This window comes from Acinetobacter sp. YH12128 (assembly GCF_013418655.1).
GTDB lineage: Bacteria > Pseudomonadota > Gammaproteobacteria > Pseudomonadales > Moraxellaceae > Acinetobacter > Acinetobacter amyesii.
Genome location: NZ_VPBO01000008.1, coordinates 99,678 through 114,255, shown reverse-complemented (window position 1 = coordinate 114,255; position 14,578 = coordinate 99,678). Strand labels below are relative to the sequence as shown.

The 14,578-nt window shown below is 40.6% G+C and carries 18 protein-coding genes; 12 read left to right on the top strand and 6 right to left on the bottom strand.

Features of this window, described 5'->3' with window-relative positions; genetic code table 11:
• Nucleotides 1-129: 129 nt before the first annotated feature.
• The gene (locus FTU64_RS06105) at nt 130-711 is read left to right on the top strand and encodes a hypothetical protein (RefSeq protein ID WP_180054318.1); all 582 of its coding nucleotides are present in this window, start codon (nt 130-132) and stop codon (nt 709-711) included.
• Nucleotides 711-1,319, top strand: coding sequence for an OmpA family protein (locus tag FTU64_RS06100; RefSeq protein ID WP_180054316.1), 609 nt, complete (start codon nt 711-713; stop codon nt 1,317-1,319). The genes FTU64_RS06105 and FTU64_RS06100 overlap by 1 nt, the downstream gene beginning before the upstream one ends.
• A 291-nt stretch (nt 1,320-1,610) precedes the next feature.
• On the opposite strand, the gene FTU64_RS06095 is transcribed toward FTU64_RS06100, so the two are convergent.
• The gene (locus FTU64_RS06095) at nt 1,611-1,943 is read right to left on the bottom strand and encodes a 2OG-Fe(II) oxygenase (protein WP_180054314.1); all 333 of its coding nucleotides are present in this window, start codon (nt 1,941-1,943) and stop codon (nt 1,611-1,613) included.
• 266 nt (nt 1,944-2,209) lie between these two features.
• Between FTU64_RS06095 and glyQ the strand changes: the two genes are divergently transcribed.
• The 8 genes from glyQ (at nt 2,210) to FTU64_RS06055 (ending at nt 9,400) form a co-directional block, all read left to right on the top strand.
• Complete coding sequence (gene glyQ / locus FTU64_RS06090; protein ID WP_067666981.1) at nt 2,210-3,193, top strand: glycine--tRNA ligase subunit alpha; 984 nt, start codon at nt 2,210-2,212, stop codon at nt 3,191-3,193.
• Nucleotides 3,193-5,262, top strand: a complete 2,070-nt coding sequence (gene glyS / locus FTU64_RS06085; protein WP_180059396.1) for a glycine--tRNA ligase subunit beta — start codon at nt 3,193-3,195, stop codon at nt 5,260-5,262. The genes glyQ and glyS overlap by 1 nt, the downstream gene beginning before the upstream one ends.
• A 1-nt stretch (nt 5,263) precedes the next feature.
• A complete protein-coding gene (locus FTU64_RS06080) occupies nt 5,264-5,857 on the top strand; it encodes a DUF6036 family nucleotidyltransferase (RefSeq protein WP_180041344.1) in 594 nt (197 codons plus the stop codon).
• A 4-nt stretch (nt 5,858-5,861) separates the two neighbouring features.
• Nucleotides 5,862-6,248, top strand: a complete 387-nt coding sequence (locus FTU64_RS06075; protein WP_180041342.1) for a hypothetical protein — start codon at nt 5,862-5,864, stop codon at nt 6,246-6,248.
• 392 nt (nt 6,249-6,640) lie between these two features.
• Nucleotides 6,641-7,030, top strand: a complete 390-nt coding sequence (locus FTU64_RS06070; protein ID WP_078189759.1) for a hypothetical protein — start codon at nt 6,641-6,643, stop codon at nt 7,028-7,030.
• Nucleotides 7,031-7,381: 351 nt separating this feature from the next.
• Nucleotides 7,382-8,029: a hypothetical protein gene (locus tag FTU64_RS06065; RefSeq protein ID WP_180059395.1), complete on the top strand. Its 648-nt coding sequence runs from the start codon at nt 7,382-7,384 to the stop codon at nt 8,027-8,029.
• 252 nt (nt 8,030-8,281) lie between these two features.
• Complete coding sequence (locus FTU64_RS06060) at nt 8,282-8,779, top strand: hypothetical protein (RefSeq protein WP_180054308.1); 498 nt, start codon at nt 8,282-8,284, stop codon at nt 8,777-8,779.
• 111 nt (nt 8,780-8,890) lie between these two features.
• Nucleotides 8,891-9,400 carry a hypothetical protein gene (locus FTU64_RS06055; protein WP_180054306.1) on the top strand — a complete coding sequence of 170 codons (510 nt, stop codon included), beginning with the start codon at nt 8,891-8,893 and terminating at the stop codon, nt 9,398-9,400.
• Nucleotides 9,401-9,430: 30 nt separating this feature from the next.
• On the opposite strand, the gene FTU64_RS06050 is transcribed toward FTU64_RS06055, so the two are convergent.
• The 4 genes from FTU64_RS06050 to FTU64_RS06035 all read right to left on the bottom strand — a co-directional run bounded on the left by FTU64_RS06050 (nt 9,431) and on the right by FTU64_RS06035 (nt 12,550).
• A complete protein-coding gene (locus FTU64_RS06050) occupies nt 9,431-9,856 on the bottom strand; it encodes a hypothetical protein (RefSeq protein ID WP_180054304.1) in 426 nt (141 codons plus the stop codon).
• 56 nt (nt 9,857-9,912) lie between these two features.
• A complete protein-coding gene (locus FTU64_RS06045) occupies nt 9,913-10,866 on the bottom strand; it encodes a 2-hydroxyacid dehydrogenase (RefSeq protein WP_180059394.1) in 954 nt (317 codons plus the stop codon).
• Between the two features lie 96 nt (nt 10,867-10,962).
• Entirely contained in the window at nt 10,963-11,154 is a 192-nt protein-coding gene (locus FTU64_RS06040) for a hypothetical protein (protein WP_180007108.1), read from the bottom strand.
• A 124-nt stretch (nt 11,155-11,278) separates the two neighbouring features.
• A complete protein-coding gene (locus tag FTU64_RS06035; protein WP_180054360.1) occupies nt 11,279-12,550 on the bottom strand; it encodes an alpha/beta fold hydrolase in 1,272 nt (423 codons plus the stop codon).
• Between the two features lie 116 nt (nt 12,551-12,666).
• Between FTU64_RS06035 and FTU64_RS06030 the strand changes: the two genes are divergently transcribed.
• Nucleotides 12,667-13,443, top strand: a complete 777-nt coding sequence (locus tag FTU64_RS06030; RefSeq protein WP_180054300.1) for a class I SAM-dependent methyltransferase — start codon at nt 12,667-12,669, stop codon at nt 13,441-13,443.
• Between the two features lie 9 nt (nt 13,444-13,452).
• On the top strand, nt 13,453-14,028 hold the full coding sequence (locus tag FTU64_RS06025) for a hypothetical protein (protein ID WP_168377944.1): 576 nt from the start codon (nt 13,453-13,455) through the stop codon (nt 14,026-14,028).
• A 128-nt stretch (nt 14,029-14,156) separates the two neighbouring features.
• Here the strand turns inward: FTU64_RS06025 and FTU64_RS06020 are convergent, their stop codons facing one another.
• On the bottom strand, nt 14,157-14,567 hold the full coding sequence (locus FTU64_RS06020) for a GFA family protein (protein WP_180048801.1): 411 nt from the start codon (nt 14,565-14,567) through the stop codon (nt 14,157-14,159).
• Nucleotides 14,568-14,578 lie beyond the last annotated feature (11 nt).

The window sequence follows — 14,578 nt, the reverse complement described above, 5'->3', positions numbered from 1 at the left end:
CACGAGTCAGTCACCTGCTCATCTCTCTTATTTCATTAACGTTTTACAACAAAACCTAGACAGGCTAGCTGTTTAAAATTCCCTATAGTCAAAAGACCTATAAAAATATTTGAAAAAAGGATGTTCTGAATGAATAAAAATATCTTCGCAATGTGTGCCCTCTGTGTGCTTGGCTTGGGTTTATCGGCCTGCTCCAAAGAACCTCAACAAGCCAATCCGCCAGCCAATGATAATACACCTCAAGAAATGGCCCCAACTGAAACTGCAAAAAATGGGGATAATCTTATTCGAGAACCAGCACCACAAGTTGAAGCACCAGCGCCTCAACCTACTTTAGCTGAAATCCCCATGAGTAAAGGCACTTTAGGTTTACAAAGCGTCAAGGTGATTGGAAAAATTTTAACTGTAAAAGTGATAGCTCAACCTAACCCTGCCCCAAATGGAAACACTGAATTTATGAGCACATCCATCAATTTGGAACAAACCAATTATATTGATGATGACACAGCCAAAAAAGTAGGACTGCTGCAAGATGATGCTGGCATTTGGATGGCAGCACCTTTAAATGCAACAAATAAAGCTATCCAAAAAGCCAGTTATGAACCTATTTTACTCACCTTTAAATTCCCTGCGCCGCCTGAAAGCACCAAGACCATTAGCATCAATTTAGGTAATGCAGGTTCTTTTGACGGCATACCGGTTGAACGCTAATGAGAACATTACTGTATAGCGCAAGTTTGAGCTTATTGATTGCAGGATGTGCAGATTCCAAAACTGATCCACCGCCTACTCAGACTGAACAGAACGTCACGGAAATAGACAACTCTCAGACTGTGCCAGAACAGCAGCCGAAGTCATATGAACCAAGTCAACCTCAGGCAGAAGCCAGTAATTTATCGGCTGTCGGTTCAGATTTAAGTGCCAATCATAATGAATTTAATATTCAGGTGAATTTAAGTTCGGATGTGCTGTTTGATTTTGGCAAAGCCAATTTAAAACCCGAAGCTGAACCTGAGTTGCAGCAAGCAGCCCAGACCTTAAAAAGCAAAGGTAAAGGCATTATTGCCATTGTTGGCCATACCGATAATATTGGTTCAGATGCCGCCAACCAAAAACTGTCGTTACAGCGGGCTGAAGCGGTGCGTGATTATTTTAAAGCGCAAGGTATTGATTTAAATTATCAAATCAGCGGAATGGGAGAAAGTCAGCCGCTTAAACCGAATACCCTATCTAATGGTGAGGACAATCCTGAAGGTCGTCAGAAAAATCGACGGGTTGAAATTGTAATTAATAAAACCAAAAGCTTATCTGAGTCATAAAGCCTTGATAAAAAATGAGTCTAAATGGCTCATTTTTTATTTTACGACTAAATTTTTAGTGGTGAATTTTGATTCTTTTTTTGAGAATATCTCTAAACGATAGACGCGCCAAAGTCATATAGCAAACGTTCATTGAGCGGCGATATTTTTTATTCGATTTTCGTATGCTGTACCAAGCCACCTAAGTTGCAAAAGACGTTATAAAAGACCGATTACCCTGTTGGTTATTTGGGATTTTTTTGAAAATGACAGGCTGAATTTTCTTAAAGATATTAATTTTATCTATCAAATTTAATCGATTACGCATCCAATACTTAATACATAGCGTGAGCTGCCCTGCACTTCTGTAACCTCATGCCGATACAAATCCGGTCTAAATAATTTAACTCTTGGTAAATCAATGATGCTTCGCTCACATATAAATTCACCACCTGCTTTCGATTTTTTAATCACGATATTCAACCTAAAATGCTGCCCATATTGTACAGAGTCTTGACGTGGTGGAATCATTGAACCCACAGGAAAACGAAGAAAATAGGCATCACATTTAAGTCCTAAATGGTTTTGTAATAACAACATTTTATCTGAACCCGAATGCTGTCTTCCTTTTTTCAATGCAACCATTTAAAACCCATAAGTCTTTGAATAATTTTATTATTCCTAAATTTTATTGTATTTTTATAGCATGATCATCGTTAACAACAGTATCACTGATGAAGCTTTCTTATTGCTACCATTCTTACCAATAAATACTCAGCTTCATTTAAAACCCGCAGTGCCTTTATTCTATCTGGCATTAAAAGCCCACTTGTTCACGCGAAACCTTTGCCACACACCCCCAAAATCCTTATAATTGAGCACAATTTTTATCTAATTTTAAGTGGATGACCATGAGTCGCGCCATATCGCATATTGATACCTTCCAAGGCTTAATTCTTGCCTTACAAAACTACTGGGCTGAACAAGGCTGTGTAATTCTTCAACCATACGATATGGAAATGGGTGCGGGTACATTCCACACTGCAACTTTCCTACGTGCCTTAGGCCCTGAAACTTGGAATGCTGCTTATGTTCAGCCATCTCGCCGTCCGAAAGATGGCCGTTATGGTGAGAACCCAAACCGCCTACAACACTACTACCAATTCCAAGTGGTGCTGAAACCAAACCCAGACAACATCCAACAGTTGTACTTAGATTCATTAAAAGCCATTGGTATTGATACCCTTGTTCACGACATTCGTTTCGTGGAAGACAACTGGGAATCTCCAACACTTGGCGCATGGGGCTTAGGTTGGGAAGTTTGGTTAAACGGCATGGAAGTGACTCAGTTCACTTACTTCCAACAAGTCGGTGGTGTTGAGTGCTACCCTGTGACAGGTGAAATCACTTACGGTCTAGAACGTCTGGCGATGTACCTCCAAGGTGTAGACTCTGTTTATGATTTGGTTTGGACCAAAGGTCAGTTTGGTACTGTAACTTATGGCGACGTGTTCCACCAAAACGAAGTGGAACAATCAACCTATAACTTTGAATATGCCAACGTTGAAAAAATGTTTGAATTATTCGACTTCTATGAAGCTGAAGCGACTCGTTTAATGGAAGCTGAACTTCCACTACCTGCTTATGAGCAAGTAATTAAAGCATCGCATAGCTTTAACTTGCTTGATGCACGTGGCGCAATTTCAGTAACTGAACGTCAACGTTACATTTTACGTGTCCGTACATTGGCTCGTGCTATTGCACAAAGCTATGTCGCTGCGCGTGCGAAGCTTGGCTTCCCGATGGCAGAACCTGCTTTACGTGACGAAGTCCTTGCTCAACTCAAAGCTCAAGTTGAAGCGGAAGCAAAAGTAGAATCTAAGGAGAGCAAATAATGTCTAAACATACAGTATTGTTCGAATTAGGCTGCGAAGAACTTCCACCAAAAAGCTTAAAAAAATTACGTGATGCACTACATGCAGAAACGGTAAAAGGCTTAAAAGACGCAGGTCTAGCATTCGATTCAATTGAAGCTTATGCAGCACCACGCCGCCTTGCACTTAAAATTGTGAATGTTGATGCAGCGCAAGCCGACACACAAAAACGTTTTGATGGCCCTGCAAAACAAGCAGCATTTGATGCCGAAGGCAAACCGACTAAAGCACTTGAAGGCTTTATGCGCGGTCAAGGCATTACAGTTGATCAAGTATCAACTTTCCAAGCAGGTAAAGTTGAAAAAGTGTGCTACTTAAAAGATGTAAAAGGTCAAAGCCTTGATGTTTTACTTCCACAAATTTTACAAGCCGCTTTAGACAACTTACCAATTGCAAAGCGCATGCGTTCTGCTGCAAGCCGTACTGAGTTTGTACGTCCTGTAAAATGGGTTGTGTTGTTGAAAGACAGTGATGTGATTGAAGCAACGATTCAGGATCACCAAGCAGGTAACGTGACTTATGGTCACCGTTTCCATGCTCCTGAAGCAATTACACTTGCAAATGCCGATGCTTATCTTGATGCCCTGCGTACTGCAAAAGTGATTGCAAACTTTGAAGAGCGCCAAGCGATCATCGACCAACAAGTGAAAGCTTTGGCGGATGAAGTGAATGCCATTGCGATTGTCCCTAGCGACCTTCGTGACGAAGTAACTGCTTTGGTTGAATGGCCTGTTGCTCTTCGTGCAAGCTTCGAAGAACGTTTCCTTGCTGTTCCTCAAGAAGCACTCATCACGACGATGCAGGACAACCAAAAGTACTTCTGCTTAGTGAATAGCGACAATAAACTTCAACCTTACTTCATTACCGTGTCAAACATTGAGTCGAAAGATCCGTCTCAAATTATTGAAGGTAATGAAAAAGTTGTACGTCCGCGTTTGTCAGATGCTGAATTCTTCTTCTTACAAGACCAAAAGCAACCACTTGCATCTCGTAAAGAGAAACTTGCAAATATGGTATTCCAAGCTGAATTGGGTACCCTTTGGAACAAGTCTGAACGTATTGCTAAATTGGCTGTGGCTTTGTCGGCTATCACAGGTGCGAACCCTGCAGATGCTGAAAAAGCTGCACTCCTTGCAAAATGCGACTTAACTTCTGAACTTGTGGGTGAGTTCCCTGAGCTTCAAGGTATTGCGGGTACTTACTACGCACGTATTGAAGGCGAAAATGATGAAGTTGCTGAATCTTTAGGTGAACAATACTTACCTAAATTTGCAGGTGACGTTTTACCAAAAACCAAGACCGGTACAACGCTTGCGCTTGCTGACCGTTTAGATACATTGACAGGTATTTTTGGTATTGGTCAGGCGCCTACAGGTTCTAAAGACCCGTTTGCACTACGCCGTTCAGCCATTGGTATCTTGCGTCTTGTGACTGAAAATGATTTAGATGTTTCGATTGAAGATCTAATCAAACTTGCACTTGCTGCTTATGGCGATGTGATTAAAGATCACGATAAAACTTTGGCGGATGCAGTTGCATTCCTTGAAGGTCGTTACCGTGCGAAATACGAAGACCAAGGCGTGGCTGTAGATGTGATTCAAGCTGTTCAAGCACTTTCTCCAAAATCGCCACTTGATTTTGATAAACGTGTAAATGCGGTAAATCATTTCCGTGACTTACCTGAAGCTGCTGCGCTTGCTGCTGCAAACAAACGTGTTGCAAACATTCTTGCAAAAGAAGCTGCTCCTGAAGGAAATGTCGTTGAAGCAAACTTAGTTGAAGATGCTGAAAAAGCATTGTTCGCTGAACTTGCAAAAATCACACCTGTAGTTGAGCCATTATTTGCTGCGAAGGACTACACTGCTGCCCTTTCTGCACTTGCTGCACTTCGTGCGCCAGTCAATGCGTTCTTTGACGGTGTGATGGTGATGGCAGATGATGCAGACCTGAAAGCAAACCGTTTATGTATGCTTGCACAGTTGCGTGGCTTATTTACAGCAGTTGCGGATATTTCAGTGTTACAGCACTAATATGACAATCTATAGCGATTCTCCAATTGCTCTAGCAATTTTCGAGCTCTTCTCAGAGCTCGAAAATTGGATCCTAGAAAACCATTCTGATTTACCTCATGGTGCAGTCAAAGCATTTATTTTTGGTGGATGTGCTTTTCATATTCACACTAATGCTCGAGGTAGTAATGATATTGATGCACACATAGAAGCTATCAAAGAGTTAAAGAAAGATGAAATTTATTTATTCCTAGAAGGAAATGATATCGAATATTTAGATAACCATAATCTTGAAACCAATTTAGAATTTGACCGCGGATTCAATACTAGCTTAGCTTCTATTGATCCTGACTACGATGAACGTATAATTCCTCTCGTAACAGAACATGTGGTTGAGGTTTACTTAGTTTCTGGTCTAGACCTAGCCGTTTCCAAGTTAGCTCGTCTATCTGATCGCGATATAGAAGATATTAAAGAGCTATTTCTTAGAAATAAATTCACTCTTGAAGAATTTGAAAAATCAGCGAATAATGCTATGGATTACTATGCAACTCCGCAACAGTTAGAATCCAACATCAGATACATGATTTCGATCTTGTCAGAACTCAGAGATTAATTGTATGGATCAAGTAGAATTTGAAAATGCTTTGAAAAAACTATTAAAGCAGCCCCTAACCTCTGCCACATTTGAGGAGGTTCGACCTGTGGCTGAAGCATTACTGTATTCAGAATTTCTACCGTCCGTTACATTACATCTAAATAGACTAGAGAAACGCCGTCTTGTTTTCTTACTAGAAAAATTTAGACGCTATTCTTGTTCCAGCGTATCTAGAAGACAACAACTCAAATCCTTTTCGCAATCAATGAATGTTCAGCATACTTATAGAGTTCATGATGTCAGAACATTAGTTGATCCTTTAGCTAAAAAATATGGATTAAATGAGGATTTAAATCATCTAAAACCCCAATTGCTCAGCTTACAAACACGACATTATTCTCACGTTTAAATAAATCAATCAAAACCCTTTAAATAAAAATTACTCACTTAAGATTTGAAAATACAAAAACCTTTAGAGCAGTAAGCACAAAACAAGCTCAATATAAAAACAAAGAACCTCTCTCCGTCATCGAATACATCATGATTGCTATGCTCCCGCCAATCATAGCTGAATTTTTAATATTTTCAGGAGCTGAGCGCAACTTTTGATTTTATTTTTCTACCTATACAATCATCATTCTGGCATTACTATACATCCAATATAAAAAACAAAATCAGATAGATCTACCGATCCGTAAAATCGAATAGCATGAATATCTTAGACTAGAACCTTAAGCCTATAGCCAATAATTCACCAATTCCCTATACTCAATCCAACAACACTCAACAAGAATGAAACTTATGAAATTGAAAGCATTCCTTTTGACTGGTCTTGCGGGTCTAACACTTTCTGCATGTACATCTGCACCAACGATTCCACAACTTGAAACAGGTGTATTACAAGAGGTTCAAAACATTGATGTCTACCCAGATACCACAGATAACAAAGCAAAACTGACTAAATTTGTAGATAAATGCGTGATTGAATTTACAGGCAATTTAGAAGAAGCAAAATCGGTTGAACAATGGTCATTTAAAGGCTTAACCCTGATTTCAGGTGGTACAGCAACCTTTGCTAAAGACGGCACAAGTTCAGCACACAATTTTGATTTAAATGCTGCGGATGTACAAAAGAACTTCCTTGCATTACGCGGTCATTTTGCAAAAGATGCACTTACACAATGTGAATAAATGATAAAAACCATATCTCCAAATGGGGGTATGGTTTCATTTTTCCTTGAATCTTGAACTATAATCCGTTCAAACCCATTATTTTTTATGATGAAAATCGTAACTAGAACCACACCACAGCAACGCGCAAATCACATATAAGCCACTGTATTTTCATAAAATTACAATACTACGTTAACTTAACTAAGTTTCCACATTTCAAACTTCCGCGTATCTGAGCTGTTATCGCATTGTGTGACTTATCGCACAAAACCACTTTTTGCTTTTTTTTACTCTTAAGATGTCCTCTGCTCCAAAAGCGCAAATGCTGAGTGCAACAGCAGCGTTCAATAAAAGAGGACAAATGCAAAGATGAAACCTTTATTTAAAACAACACTGATCACCGCAGCATTATTCGCAACCACCCCACTATTTGCGAACACCGCAGTAGAAGCCAATGCGAAAGTTGAAACACAGCAACCGTCTGTACTGCAAAATCTAAAACAAGACATTAATCAGTCTGCGCATACAGCCGGTGACAAAATTGAAAAAGGCGTCGATAAGACCAAAACATTCACCCAAGAAAAATGGCAAGACACCAAAGAATTCAGTGCTGACAAAAAGCAAGATGCAAAAAATAAATGGGCTGACCTAAAACAGTCTAAAGATGAAAAGTCAGATGCAGCGAAAGCCAAGATCGATGCCAAGGCTGAGCAAAATAAAGCTAAGCTTGATGAGCGCAAAGCACAGCTCGATGAAAAAGCTGCAAAAGACAAAGCAAAACTTGATGAACGTAAAAGCAATGTCGACAACAAAGTTGATCAAACCAAGAGCTATTTAGGTGAAAAAGCTCAGGAAGGTCGCCAATTTTCCAGTGAAAAATGGCAACAAACCAAAGCGAATTTCCAAAAAGGTCAAGAAGCCAATGTGAGTGGCAGTAGCAATGTGCAGTTGCAAACGCCTGTGGCACAAGCTGAAGTACATAGCTCACACGAGGCCAGCTTAGGCGCTCACAAATAAGTAAACTGGCTTTCATACCCTCTCCTCCAGAGAGTAGGCTCACCCTTCGGTGGGCCTTTTTTTGCCTTCATCAAAATACAACCGTGTACAAAGCTGTCATTTGCTGTATTGATTTTGCTACGGCAAGTTTTTTTCGCTGCAATTTTTCCTATAATGCATTAAAACCATTCATCAGATAGAAAATCTATAAAATTCAGAGGTGAAGCTGTGAAGATTTCATTAAAAGCAACGTTATGCATAAGCTTAATATTCATGACACCCATGCTTTGGGCACAAGAAAAAACAGCAGCGCAAAGTACTGAGCAACAAGCGAAAAAGCCTGTGAGCCCTTATGGCGACAATCCAAATTTATTGCATGTGTGGGCCTATAAAGCCCAAGAAGGCGTGGTCGGTGCTGCTAAAAATATTGGTGAAATGACTGAACGTGGAATTTCTAAAATTAAGCCTTCGGTTGACCAAGCTTGGGACAATACGAAAACAGCTACACAAAATACAGTACAACAGGTTGATCAGGGCGCACAGCAAGCCACCCAAAACGTCAATGAAAAATTGAAGCAAACCCGTGAAAATATCACAGGCAAAACCAGCCAACCTGCGCCCATCAGCCAACAGTCGTTGAGTGAACCGTCTTCAGGCAACACGATTAATACGGCTCCAAGCAACAATGCGGGACAAAATAACAATCAATATCCACAAAGTAGTTATCCATCGAGTTCGACGTCTACGACGTATCCAGTGACTGATTTATAATTTAACACCACATTTAAAAGCTCAACTTTGGTTGGGCTTTTTTAAAACCAAAATTGAATGCTGTTGGTCTTTGACCTATGCCTATAAAAACAATGAATTAATGAGAAAAAAATGCGAATTTTATTTGGTATCTTGCTTGGTATTCTGCTCTGCGTTGGCTCTTTGATTGGCTTACAACGTTTTCCACAATTGTTAAAAAGTTATCCACAGTTGCAGGCCATTTTTCCCCAATTGTACAATTCTCACCAATATAACCATGATGCCGAAGGTAAATTATTACAAACCTTAGAGATGCTAGATGACGAAGAATACAAATCGACTGAAGGCAATGAAGCGACACTGTATCAACTCGATGGTCAATGCAAAATAAACCTCTATGTTTTTGGTGAATCCAATCAATCCCTAACAAGTTTCTATTTTCACAATGATCAGATTTTACGTGCCTATGAGACAAATTTGATCTACCCAAATGGTGGCTTTAATCCTGTACCCAATACCAAAGATCCTTTTAAACTCGAAAAAAGTTATTTACGAATCATGATGCCAAACAGTATCAAGACTGAACTTGAATTTGAGCGGATCAAACATCACTTCAATGCTAAATTTTTGAAAAAATGCTGAAATTTAACTATTAAATTAAGCATTAATGCATTAAGCAGTAGGCTTGAGATATCCCCTACGTACAAACGATGCTGTACAAATTTGAATAAGCATCAACAGGCAAAATGGATAGTCAACCCAGACTGATAAACGATCAATATGCGCAACCTCTCCAAAGACAGAAAAATAGACCTGTCCCACAATAATAGGCACTACAACAAGCCATAGCCCCCAATACCAATAGAGATTCAAAAAATCAATAAGCGCTAAGACGAAATGCGCAATAAAAAATACCGAAACCAGCACAACTTGTAAGGTCGGCATGAATTTATGAACTTCAAAATCAGGATTCTGGAATAAATAATTTTCACTGATATTTAGTACATAACTGCACCATGCCCAAGTGATGCATGCGGTAAAAAGAATCAGCATGCAAAATATTCTTAAACTTTTTTTATTGGCAAGATCGACCTGCATAGACATTCCTATTTATACGGAGCTTTGTTCAAAAATAATATTCCTTAAACTCGATTTTAATTGACCTGTCGAATAACCATCCCCGCTTTAAAGGCCTCTACATTTTCCACCAATTGCTGCACAATGCGTTGTCGCGCATCGACGCTTCCCCATGCACTATGTGGGGTAATGATTAAATTTGGAATACTTGGGTCGAGCAACACATTGCCCTGCTTTGGTGGCTCAACCGTCAAGACATCGGTTGCTGCGCCTGCGATCCTCCCTAATTTTAATGCCTCAGCTAATGCCGATTCATTGACAACACCACCTCGTGCACAATTGATCACAAAGGCCGATGCTTTCATTTGAGCCAAGCTTTCATGATTGAGTAAATCACGAGTTTCCTCGGTTAAAGGACAATGCAAACTCAGAAAATCGACCTGCGCTAGCATCTCAGAAAATACCACTCGCTCAGCCGCCATGGGGCGATTCGGTAGCGCACCAATCATAATTTTCATGCCAAAAGCTTTAGCCAAATGTGCCACGGCTTGCCCCAATTCGCCATAGCCGACAATCCCCAAAGTCTTACCAGCCAACTCAATAATTGGAAAATCCAGTAAGCAGAACTGATCCGCTTTTTGCCAATCTCCCTGTTGGACCGCCCGATCATACTGTCGAAATGATGTCGCCAAGTTCAACATTAACATCAAGGTATGCTGTGCGACCGCAGCGGTGCCATAAGCTTGGCAATTACACACCACGATGTCTTGTTGCTGTGCGTGTACAAGGTCAACATTATTGGTGCCAGTAGCAGAAATCAAGATCAGTTTTAATTGCGGATTGAGCTGCATGTGCTCAGTATTGATGTGTACTTTATTGCTGATAATCACATCAGCCCCTTGTATGCGCTGAGCAACCTCTGCAGCCGTTGTTGCGGGATAGAGTATCAATTCATCAAACTGTGCTTCTAGTCCGCTAAAATCTAAGTCCTGTTTATCTAGAGACTGATAATCTAGAAATACCGCTTTCATGGCTGCTTCCCTTCTGGCCGATTATAAAGATTTGATTGTGAGTGATTAAAACCTGTGATGCACCAAAGTACAATCGAACAGCATATAAAAAACCCGCTATTTCGCGGGTTTATCGAGATGATGTTGCAGTGAATTTCGAATTTTGAGTATGACATAAATGGTCAGTATCGTAAGTAACAACATACTGCTGCTAAAAATCAGTATGCTTGAACTAACCCCCTGTACATAGGCTGAACCCATGGTCAGCACTAAGATGAATAATACAGCAAGCATCTGTGTTGAATGCATACTGATACCCCTCATATTCCTTATGATGTTTTGGGCAGTATGATTGTTTTTTATACTGCCTTTCTCTCATCATAATCTCTTCCTACAAATTAGCAAGCTTTGGATTTTCAACCCAATGTCGAGCTTAAATTTGTTCGGGTTGCACCACGAACTGACAAGATGCATCGGCATTTTCCACAAAGAAGACTTGACCAAATTCATCACTACTCAAACGCAGTTCTTTATAGTTCAGCGTGTAATAGCCCACATATTTCTGCATTAAAATCGGATGCATACCAGTCGCAAGCTCATCTTGAGCTAAGACCAATTTCATTACCTGACGGTCATTCATCACCACCATGTAACGCTCATCTTGGACTTGTACGTATACCAGGCCTGTGCCCTTCGGCTGCAAAGGAATCAAAAACTTGTGATTCAGCGCAATCACACCGGCTGCATAGCTTTCAATTTTTTGGCTAATCACGTTAAACACTAAACCATGATCAAACTGGTCGAGTAACAGGCTACGATTTTCCTGAGGTAAAAAGGTCGTGATTCCCAACTTTTGCAGATCTTGCTCACTGACTTGTTTGTTATTAAACAATACCCGTAATAAGGTCTGTTTTTGTTTGGCATCAAAAAATTGTGGATCAAGCTGAAACGAATTGCTTTTTAAAATTTCACCCAAGGCATCTCGATGGCGAGTCAGTAAATTTTCGATAACTTTTCGATAATAAAATTTGCTGTTTTTCTTAACCCGACGCATTTTTTGATAAAAATACGGCGCATCAAAAGGATGTCTCAAGAAATCATTTAACAGTTCAGAACTCGCCAACACTGCAATGGCATCATGCCCTGTAAACGGCAGATGTAACACATGCACATGCGGAATTAAAGCCTGTAGTTTTTCAAAGTGAGCGCGATCTTCTGGACAATAAGGATCATACACCACGATATATTCACGTGTAGTCGATACGTCTTCAGCAAGCACCCGCATATTGGCATGCAGATTAGGTTGAAAGAACATGCCATAGCGTGTATCGACAATGTCTTCAGGGTCTATGGAGTACTGCGGCACCATACTGACCACACGATGGAATCCAAATAAATTGGCATACTTAATGGCAGCATAGCCGCCCATGGAACCACCATAGGCAATACGCATCTCAAATTGTTCGAGGATCGGCTTGATGGCTTGATACATCGGTTGCATTGACGATGCTGGAAACCACGATTTTTGTTTCGGCATCACACCGATCACATTAAAATCATATTTTTGCAAAGACTTCTCGGCATTGATGCTCAAACCCTTGGCACGGGTAATCAAATCACCGAAGGAGAAAATAAGCTCACGAGAATTGCCAGGCTGAAAAATGACACGAATTTGATCATCTTCAAAAATGATGTGCTTTTCCATTGTGCTTTGCTCCAGTCCTTGTTGCGTCACGCTTTTCCTTCCTTGTTGCATTCAAAGTTTATCTTGTTCCGAATATGCTATTTTATAGAGGCCATACAGATTAAAAAGTGCAGAATATGACACATTCAATACATCCTGCCGCACAACAAGGCTTTAGCTCTGCAGCTGAACTCTATCAACAAGCCCGTCCTGACTACCCGATTGAAATCAGTGCGTGGCTACAACAACATTTAGCTTTAGCCCCTCAAGCCCATCTGGTGGACTTAGGCTCAGGTACAGGCAAATTTCTCGAGTATATTCGCCCACTCAGTGAAAATATCACCGCGATCGAACCTGTGCATGAAATGCTGCAACAATTGCAGAAAAAACATCCGCATATTGCAACTTTAGCCGCCCAAAGTGATCAGATTCCACTGCATGATCATTCTGTGGCAGCGGTATTTTGTGCCCAATCTTTTCATTGGTTTGCCACCCCTGAAACCCTCAATGAAATCAGTCGTATCTTAGTTCCCAATGGGGATCTTGTATTGATTTGGAACCAACGTGATATTCAAGTCAATTGGGTCAAACAACTCGCTGATGTCTTGAGTGAGCTCGAAGGTGACACACCACGTTATCATAGTGGGCAATGGCAAAAAGTGTTTGCACAGCAGCAAACATTTAAATTAATTGCCGAAACCACCTTTCAACAATTGCATCATGGTACAGTGGAACACGTGGTTTCCAAACGATTATTGTCCACCAGTTTTATTGCAGCATTAAGCCCGGATGAACAACAAAAACTGAAACAACAATTTGAAAATATCGTGGCTGAATCAACCCAAAAGACTGCACAGGATTTCATTGATTTCCCCTATATCACGCATGTCTATATCTTTAGAAAAACATATTAGGACACGATTATGCTCTTGCCAATCTCTTTAAAGAAACTCAGTGTCATCTTCCTCATGGGTACGGTGCTAGGACTCACTGCATGTGAAAAATCATCAAAAACGGTGGAACAAAATAGTGAAATCAGTTCCGATGATCAAATCATGAAAGAGCTGAATAGTGATCCTATTAAAAACTTTGCCAAGACCCCAGATGATCTACACGACTTAACGCTACTGACACAATATGACGAGAGCTTTAGTCAAATTAGCGATGAGATGGAAGATGAGCTGATGAAACTGCGTGAGGAAGGAAAACTCACCGATGAATTTGCTACACAGCGTAAGCGTGACAACATCCAGTCGGCGCTGAATATGCTCAAAGAACTCGAAATGAAAACTGAGCAAGGCCGTTATATTCAAGGCTTGATGTATCAGTACTGGGACAATCAATCACAAATTTATCGTGAGAAAAATCAAGCAGCCGATGGCGAGTTAAAAAATCCTAGTGATAGTGTCAAAGGTCTCGGTCAGTTTATTCATGCTCAAGAACAATTGGGACATTGGCAGGAACAATATCCTGAACTACAAAAAACTCGACAGCCTTAATCTTCCAACCCTGTTGCAATCTATTCACCCAAATTCAACTTGGATGAATGAGAGAGCGATACGAGCTTATTACTTAACATCAAGGGTGCAAACCTGCCCTTGATGTGATTGCTCAATCTTGATTTTCGCTATGGTCGTTCAGCATATTGTGGTAAATCACCTGCGATATCATCCCATTCTGCTTTGGATGCGACAAAGATATGACAGGTTGGTTTCTGCGTCAGAGGTGTATCTAAGGTGCCTATACGTAAGCGGTAATAATCAGGCGTTTCAGCCTTTATACTGATGATCGGCGAACCACACTCACTACAAAAACAGCGCTGTGTGGTAGCGGTAGACGCATACTGTTTCAGAAACTGCTCACCGGCTACAATTTTAAAATCTGCTTTAGCAATCGGGGCATTGGTCGCAAATGCTGTACCATTGGCTTTGCGGCACCGAGAACAATGGCATTGCATGATCTCACCGACCGGACCATTGATCTCATAACAAACCGCTCCACACAAGCAGCTTCCGGTATATTGTTCTTGTACGCGCATAGTGGTCTTTC